The sequence below is a fragment of the Methanohalobium sp. genome (assembly GCF_046546175.1).
Taxonomy (GTDB): Archaea; Halobacteriota; Methanosarcinia; order Methanosarcinales; family Methanosarcinaceae; genus Methanohalobium.
Genome location: NZ_JBKGYF010000077.1, coordinates 1 through 7,981, shown reverse-complemented (window position 1 = coordinate 7,981; position 7,981 = coordinate 1). Strand labels below are relative to the sequence as shown.

Below are 7,981 nucleotides of genomic sequence, written 5' to 3'. Positions count from 1 at the left end.
TATTATACAAATTTAACACCTTTTACAATTAGTACATATTGTATGTAATATTATGTAAATTTGTTGTATAATTTGGATACTGTTTTATTCCCAGTTTAGTAGATAATAGGCCGCTGTGAAACCAAGTAATCCGCTGAATAATACTCCGCCAATCCAGATTTTACTTGCAGTTGGCAACCATCTTACAAGTTTGGTAACTTTGCTTTCAAGTCCTACACGAAACAACAGAACTATAACTCCAAGTTCTGCTAGAAATTCAAATATCTGAAAACCCTGTTCTGAAATCAGATTCCATTGATTATCCATAATACGAACCAGAAAACCCAGTACAAAAAATCCGATCATGGACGGAAGTCCCACTTCTCTCATACCGGAGCGAAGAAACATCGCAAAAACTACTATCACACCCACAAGCAGGATATAAACAGTAGCCATTTATCTCCACCTTATTGATACCCGGATAATCTGGAAACATTCAAATTTAACAATGACTTATTAGAGCATCCAATGTTTAATATTTTAATCTAATAATTATTAGTATTTGTTTAACCATATCAAAAGTTTGCTGGAAAATTAATATGTACGGCTGGACAGGAAAAACAATCACAGTTGACCTATGGAACAATTCAGTTACAGAAACTGCTACCGATGAAAAAATGCTCAGTAATTATATAGGAGGGAGGGGACTTGGTATCAAAATTCTCTATGATTTACTACCACCCGCCACACAAGCATTAAGCCCGGAAAATCTTCTTATTATAACAACCGCCCCTCTTACAGGAACCGATGCACCGCTTTCTGGCACCTGTTCAATTACTTCTAAATCCCCACTGACATCCACTATTTTTAGTACCAACATCGGTGGATTTTTTGGAAAAGAATTGAAACTTGCAGGTATTGATGCTCTTGTTATCAAAGGTATGGCTGAATCACCTGTATATCTGCAAATCAAGGGCGGTAATATAGAATTAAAATCCGCTTCATATCTTTGGAATAAAAATACAGAGGTAACAATCGATAGCCTTCAGGACGAAGGAGAGGTTGCATGTATAGGCAGAGCAGGTGAGAGTCTGGTTCCAATGGCAGATATTGTGAATGATTATATCTATTCATCAGATCGTGGTGGACTGGGTGCTATTGCTGGTTCCAAGAACCTCAAAGCCATTGTGGTAAAGGGAAACGATAAACCCTGTATTGCTGATGAAAAGGGATTTAAAAAAACATCAACTCAAGCCGGAAAGTTACTTGATGCAAATCCTGTTATCTCAAAAGGTTTGCAGGTTTATGGAACATCGGCATTTATGGCACTTATGAACTACATGAATATACTTCCAGCATATAATTTCAGGTCTACGTCATTTAACAGTTATGAATCGCTTACTGCAGAATATATAAAAAACAACTATAATACAGAAAAGTTACCGGGTTGTTCTGGATGTCCTGTAGAATGCAGTTTTAGCACCGAAGATAACAGAATAATCCCTGATTATGACACAATCTGGGCTTTTGGTCCTGCTGTAGGTAACAGTGATTTTGATACCATCATCAGAGCCGGTAACCTGTGTAATGATTACGGAATTGACCCTGTTTCATGTGGTTCTACAATTGCATCATACCTGGAACTAACATCTGACAATATCGATTCTGTAAACCTGTTACAGATGATAAGAGATATTGGTGAGGGAAAAAGTGAACTTGGTAATGGGTCATCATCCTTTATGAACGCTTTGAATAATAATAAGTTGAGCATGACAGTTAAATCCCTCGAATTACCCGGTTACGACCCTCGCGGTATATTGGGACAGGCACTTGGATATGCAACATCCAATAAAGGGGGATGTTATCAGGACTCCTATATGATAGCTCCTGAAGTTCTGGGTAAACCCAAACTTGTGGAACGACAGAGTTTCAGTGGAAAGGCAGGAATTTTGCAGTTTTTTCAGAATTTCATAGCTGCTGTTGATTCATTATCTCTTTGTAAATATTCAGTATTTGCACTGGATGAAACCATACTCGCATCGATGTTGAGTTCAGTAACAGGTATCCATTATACATCGGAGGATTTATTACATGCAGGAGAACGTATATGGAATCTTGAGCGGCTGTTCAATATCAAAGCAGGTTTCACACAGGACGATGATACACTACCGAATCGTTTTTTTGTTAATGATGGAATTGATCAAAGCGAATTTAAAAAATTAATTTCAGATTATTATCATTTCCGGGGGTGGAATAGAAACGGTATGCCGGGTTTTAAAAAGCTAGAAGAGCTTGGAATCAGTTGATTCAGCTGGAATTACCTATCTTCAACCTATGAAACAGAGTCAGCCTTCCGGAAGGTAGGCGAGGTATACGCCTTATATTCGGTGACTTAAAGTTACAAATTAAGTGTGGTTAGTCTTAACTGAACAATGCTAAAAATATATGTAGCAACTTATATACTGTGTCTTTGACAGATATATAAGAAGTGGTTTATATAGTTCTATATTCAAACATTAGTCAACCTGATTCGATAACTTGATATATAGAATTGCTTCATTATAAGGCAGGTCATAGCAATACATTTATTGTTTAATACTAATTCATTACAAGGAGGATTTATAAATGAAAGAACAGGTAACAGTTAAAGAGCTCAAAGAAGGCAGATATGTGGTAATAGATGATGAGCCCTGTATTATTAAAAGTATATCCAAATCCAAACCCGGGAAACACGGTTCTGCAAAAGCAAGAATTGATGCAATCGGAATTTTTGATGGGCAGAAAAGATCAATGGTAAGTTCAGTATCTTCAAAAATCTATACTCCAGTAGTAGTGCGTAAAAATGCACAGGTGCTATCCTTTGATGGAAGTGTTGCCCAGTTGATGGATATGGATGATTTCTCAACCTTTGAATTACCGGTTCCTGAAGAATATAAAGACAAAATAACTGAAGGCGAAGAAATAACCTATATAGAGGCTATGGGCAACAAAAAGATAGAAATGAGAACATAATTTCATATAAAAATTAATATGTATTTTTGTATATGTTTTATCAATCAGGCATAATGGATGCTCTGTCAGATTATGAATCTGCTAGGTATGTGATATATGGAGTTCCATTCGATGGGACTTCATCCTATCGACCTGGCAGTCGCTGGGGTCCGGATGCATTTCGCAGGGCATCATCAAATTTTGAAAGTTACAATCCTCATTTTGATGTTGATTTTGTGGATTTGGACATCCATGACATAGGTAATCTTGAAACCTATGCATCGGTTGATGATACTCTTAGAGACCTCTACAATGAAGTGGGTTCATTTGTCAGGGACCACAAAATACCATTGATGATTGGTGGTGAGCATTCCTTGACATATCCATGTGTCAGAGCGTGCAAGGAATTTGCAGGAGACGATTTCGGTGTTGTAGTCTTGGATGCACATTTTGACTTGCGTGAAGAATTTGATGGGGTAAAATATAACCATGCATCAGTTTCTAGACATATAATTGATGATGTCAGCAACAACCATGTATTGCTGGGTGTACGCAGTGGTACCCAAGAGGAATGGGAATTTGCAAGGAAAAACGGTCTGAAATTCTATACACCAGAATACATAAAAAAACAGGGTCTGAAAACAATAATATCAGAAATTATAAAATATCTGGATTGTGAACATCTATACCTGTCTCTGGATATGGATGCAATCGATCCAGCCTATGCACCTGCAACTGGAACCCCTGAACCGTTTGGTTTAGACCCAATCGATGTCAGAGAAATCATACACAATTTAGCACCTATATCGCTTGGTTTCGATGTGATGGAAATAGCACCGGATTATGACTACGGACAGACTGCGATTCTAGGTGCTAAGCTTATGCGTGAATTTATAGCTGCTCATTCATCAGGTAGAAAATAGACAACATTTGTTTATTTTACCTTTTTTCAATAAATGAGTTTTTAGTTTAAATTGTTATATTATGTTTTATTAATGTTGTTTTAAGTTCAAGGAGAATTGTATTATGGATCAAGAAATAGAAATCGAATGTCCTTCCTGTTCACCTGATATTCCTGTTTTACATGAAGTATTAAAATCAGGTCAGAATGTCCTTGTAAAATGTGAAGATTGTGGAGAGATACATTCACCCAAAACAGAAAAAGAAAAACCTGTATATATAAAAACAATAATTAGTAAAGGTGAAAAAACTTTCACACATACAAATCAGATGTATAAAGGTGAAGTTTTAGATGTAGATGATGAGCTGGTAGTTGATGATGGTGTTTCTGAGGATGTATACCCCATTGTAGTAACATCTATCGAGTCGCAGGGAAAACGTGTTGAATCTGCAAAAGTGGATGATATTGATTCCATCTGGGGCAGAGCTATAGATGAGGTTGATGTGAAAATTACCGTTCATTCAGAACAGGAAACATATTCAATGACCAAAAGGTTTTCAGGGGGTCGAGAATTTGTTGTGGGTGAAAAATACAATTTCGATGACATATCCTTCATAGTAACCCGAATTAAAATCAGAAATGGTGGGTTCAGAATAAAAGAGGGGGATGTTGTTGAAGCGAAAAATATCAAACGTCTCTTTGCACAGGAAATTTTCAGTGAAAAATACAGGGGTAGGACTGCATGGAGTATGAAATGGAGAGGTCGAGGCTTGTAAAATCTCTTAAGTACCAAGGGGTGGGTCAGAAAGTGCTTGATGCCATGACCCGTGTACCTAGGCATTTATTTGTTCCGCCTGAATATCAGAGGGATGCGTATATCGATGCTCCCTTGATGATAGGGCATAATCAGACGATTTCCGCACCCCATATGGTTGCAATCATGTGTGATTTACTTGATTTAAAAGAAGGACAGGTTATTCTGGAAATTGGAACAGGTTCTGGGTACCATGCAGCTGTTATATCTGAAATAGTAGGTGAATCGGGTCATGTGTATTCAATAGAGTGTATCAAAGAACTGGTTGATTTTTCCAGAAACAACCTTGAAAACACGGGATACAACAATGTAACAGTAATCCATGGTGACGGTTCGGAAGGATGTCCTGAACATGCACCTTATGAACGGATACTCGTAACTGCAGGTGCCCCTGACATTCCTGACAGCCTTATAGATCAGTTGAAATCCGGTGGTATAATGGTTATACCGGTTGGATTATATTTCCAGGAACTCTATTTGATAAAAAAAGAACTTGATGGTTCAATCAGTAAAAATGATAAGGGCGGGGTTATGTTTGTGCCGCTTACTGGAAAGTATGGTTTTAAAAAGGAATGAATCAAAACCATACAGGTTTTAATAAGATATTAATAACAGGCACGATTTATTGCTATATATGAATTCCAACGAGGATATGTTAGAAGTTAAGGTTAAGGGAGTATATGTTGTCAGGGTCAGGGAGGGTTTTGGGGCCCCCACTGTTCTACTTGAAGATGGCACAGACAGGGTTATGCCGATTTATATTGGTCATCCTGAAGCATTATCAATCAACATGGTACTGAATCAGGAAACTATGCCAAGACCAATGACCCACGACCTTATCATCTCAATCCTTGACAGACTTGAAACAGAAGTTGAAAATGTATTCATTGATGATAAAATGGAAAATACCTATTATGCCAGATTGGTTATTAACAGAGATGGTTATTCTATGGATATTGATGCAAGACCCAGTGATTGTATCGCACTTGCTCTAAGAGCAGATGTACCGATATACGTCAAGGATGATATTTTTGAATCTGCTGCGATAGGTAAAGATAGTTTGGATGATGTCGAAAGCCTTGACGCCTTTTAAATATCTACCAATCAACTGAAAGGAGTTCATAATTTTTTCGCGTGTATTTTACAATTTTTTCAGCATTATGTTCATGTTTTATTATTGCTTCTACTATCTGTTATTGTAGCAATTCTCTTTTTTATTCTTATAAGTACTGCTTTTACAAAAATTGGTTTTACGTGGTATGGTGCACTCTTGCTGCTGGTATTTTCTCTTCTTTGCAGTCATATCAATATTCCTGTTGCAAAACTCAGGTCAAAAACACCTGTAGTTGAAAGAGAACATGTACGTTTCATGGGTATGGTATACAGACTTCCTTTCAAGAGAATTGTACAAAAACAGACAACACTTGCGATAAATATTGGAGGTGCAGTTATCCCCGGGTTGTATCCCTGTACCTTATGTTGAAATTTCCAGAAGCCATGTTATATTCGATTGTTGGAATTGCTTTTGTTTCAGTCGTGACTTTTCTGGTATCTAAACCTGTCAAGGGGGTAGGTATAGTGACACCAGTCTTGGTTTCACCGATTGCTACAGCTCTTGGTTCTATATTCATTGTCTTAGCTTTTTCAATACCTGACGACCTTATTTTTGTGATAGCCTACACAGGTGGCACACTTGGCACACTCATAGTAGCATATATATTCAATCTGGATATAATCAGGGATTCAGGGGCACCTGTAGCCAGTATAGGTGGTGCTGGAACCTTTGATGGAATTTTCCTTGCAGGAGTCATTGCCGTGTTACTTGTCTAACGGTTCCCCGTTCATTACATATTAATATAGGCAGGTATTCATAATAATCCACGTATGCTTACAAAAAGAATTATACCATGTCTTGATGTAACTCTTGATAAAGAAGGCGGGTCGGTTGTAAAAGGTGTGGAATTTTTAAACCTCATACATGCAGGTGACCCAGTAGAATTTGCAAAACGTTATAATGAACAGGGAGCAGACGAGGTAGTCTTCCTGGATATTACAGCGTCCCACGAAGGTAGAGCCACTATGATAGATGTTATTGAAAGGACGGCTGATGAAGTCTTTATACCTCTTACTGTAGGTGGAGGCATCGGTTCGATTGATGATGTACGCCAGACCCTTCGTGCAGGAGCAGACAAAGTAACCATAAACACGTCAGCTGTCAAGAATCCCCATCTTATAAAGGAAACATCTGATATATTCGGGTCGCAGTGTATAGTGACAGCAATTGACTGTAAACGAAATACCAATCTAGAAGACAATCCTGATAAAACGGTTCTGACCCTGGAAGACGGTACACCGGCATGGTATGAGGTTGTTATATACGGCGGCAGAAAATCTACAGGAATAGATGCAGTCCAGTGGGCTAAAAAGGTTGTAGAACTGGGTTCAGGGGAGATTATGCTCACAAGCATGGACAAGGACGGCACCTATGACGGTTTTGATATACCCATAACAAGAGCCATCTCTGAATCTGTTGAAGTGCCTATAATAGCATCCGGTGGAGTGGGAAATCCACAGCATATGTATGAGGGATTCACTAATGGGAAGGCGGATGCGGCTCTTGCTGCAAGTATATTCCATTTTGGGGAATACACTGTATCAGGCACAAAAAAATATTTGAAAGATCGTGGAATTCCAATCCGGATTTGAATCCTTTCTGTACCCATTTTATATTAAGAGTTTTAATTCTCAACTGTGAAAGATTGTGAACTACCGCTGAGCTAAACAGGCTGTCCAACAATCCTTAATTAAGTTATAATATTTAATTGCTTAAGTTTTGTAGATTTTTGTTATTCTACAATACAATGATTGATTTTCAATCAATCATTTGTATTATCCAGAATTTATCCATATTTTCCTTAGGTTAACAGCAGCACAAACCAGATTAAATTCAGCTTTTACCGAATTCAACCCTCTTGTAATAAATTCTGTGAATCTCAAATTCTGCTTGTAATTTCCGATAGCAGGTTCAACAGTATGTTTCCTTTGTTCAAATATTACCTTTGCTTGTTCAGTTTTCATCTTATCTCTCAGATGTTTCCTATCTTCTGATACATAAGTTATTTTTAACTGCCGTATCCCATCTTTTCTATTGGTACATTGATATTTGGATTCGCAATCTCTGCAATGTATACCTCTGTAAACTCGAAGTTTTCCTGGCCTGTCTCTATCATTTGATTCATAAGAAAATGTCAAAATCCCGTTTTCAGGACAGATATACACATCCCTTTGTTCATCAT

At 37.7% G+C, this 7,981-nt stretch carries 9 protein-coding genes and 1 pseudogene; 8 read left to right on the top strand and 2 right to left on the bottom strand.

Translation table 11 applies throughout. The features are described 5' to 3' along the window. Window positions 1-84 precede the first annotated feature (84 nt). Complete coding sequence (locus ACLFMM_RS08050; protein WP_410808221.1) at window positions 85-435, bottom strand: cation:proton antiporter; 351 nt, start codon at window positions 433-435, stop codon at window positions 85-87. A gap of 143 nt (window positions 436-578) precedes the next feature. Between ACLFMM_RS08050 and ACLFMM_RS08045 the strand changes: the two genes are divergently transcribed. The 8 genes and pseudogenes from ACLFMM_RS08045 (at window position 579) to hisF (ending at window position 7,391) form a co-directional block, all read left to right on the top strand. Next, a complete protein-coding gene (locus tag ACLFMM_RS08045) occupies window positions 579-2,285 on the top strand; it encodes an aldehyde ferredoxin oxidoreductase family protein (protein WP_410808220.1) in 1,707 nt (568 codons plus the stop codon). A gap of 319 nt (window positions 2,286-2,604) precedes the next feature. Continuing rightward, on the top strand, window positions 2,605-2,991 hold the full coding sequence (locus ACLFMM_RS08040) for a translation initiation factor IF-5A (protein WP_410808219.1): 387 nt from the start codon (window positions 2,605-2,607) through the stop codon (window positions 2,989-2,991). A 32-nt stretch (window positions 2,992-3,023) separates the two neighbouring features. Then, window positions 3,024-3,893, top strand: a complete 870-nt coding sequence (speB, locus tag ACLFMM_RS08035; RefSeq protein WP_410808218.1) for an agmatinase — start codon at window positions 3,024-3,026, stop codon at window positions 3,891-3,893. A 103-nt stretch (window positions 3,894-3,996) separates the two neighbouring features. Beyond that, window positions 3,997-4,647 carry an HVO_0476 family zinc finger protein gene (locus ACLFMM_RS08030; protein ID WP_410808217.1) on the top strand — a complete coding sequence of 217 codons (651 nt, stop codon included), beginning with the start codon at window positions 3,997-3,999 and terminating at the stop codon, window positions 4,645-4,647. Beyond that, window positions 4,614-5,261 (top strand): protein-L-isoaspartate O-methyltransferase, encoded by a 648-nt coding sequence (locus ACLFMM_RS08025; RefSeq protein WP_410808216.1) that lies wholly within the window; start codon window positions 4,614-4,616, stop codon window positions 5,259-5,261. The genes ACLFMM_RS08030 and ACLFMM_RS08025 overlap by 34 nt, the downstream gene beginning before the upstream one ends. Window positions 5,262-5,319: 58 nt before the next feature. Next, window positions 5,320-5,778, top strand: a complete 459-nt coding sequence (locus tag ACLFMM_RS08020) for a bifunctional nuclease family protein (RefSeq protein WP_410808215.1) — start codon at window positions 5,320-5,322, stop codon at window positions 5,776-5,778. Window positions 5,779-5,862: 84 nt separating this feature from the next. Next, window positions 5,863-6,515: pseudogene (locus ACLFMM_RS08015) on the top strand (DUF1614 domain-containing protein). A gap of 54 nt (window positions 6,516-6,569) precedes the next feature. After that, a complete protein-coding gene (hisF, locus tag ACLFMM_RS08010; protein WP_410808214.1) occupies window positions 6,570-7,391 on the top strand; it encodes an imidazole glycerol phosphate synthase subunit HisF in 822 nt (273 codons plus the stop codon). 183 nt (window positions 7,392-7,574) lie between these two features. Here hisF and ACLFMM_RS08005 read toward each other — a convergent pair. After that, a partial coding sequence (locus ACLFMM_RS08005; protein WP_410808213.1) for a transposase occupies window positions 7,575-7,981 on the bottom strand: 407 nt, incomplete at its 5' end.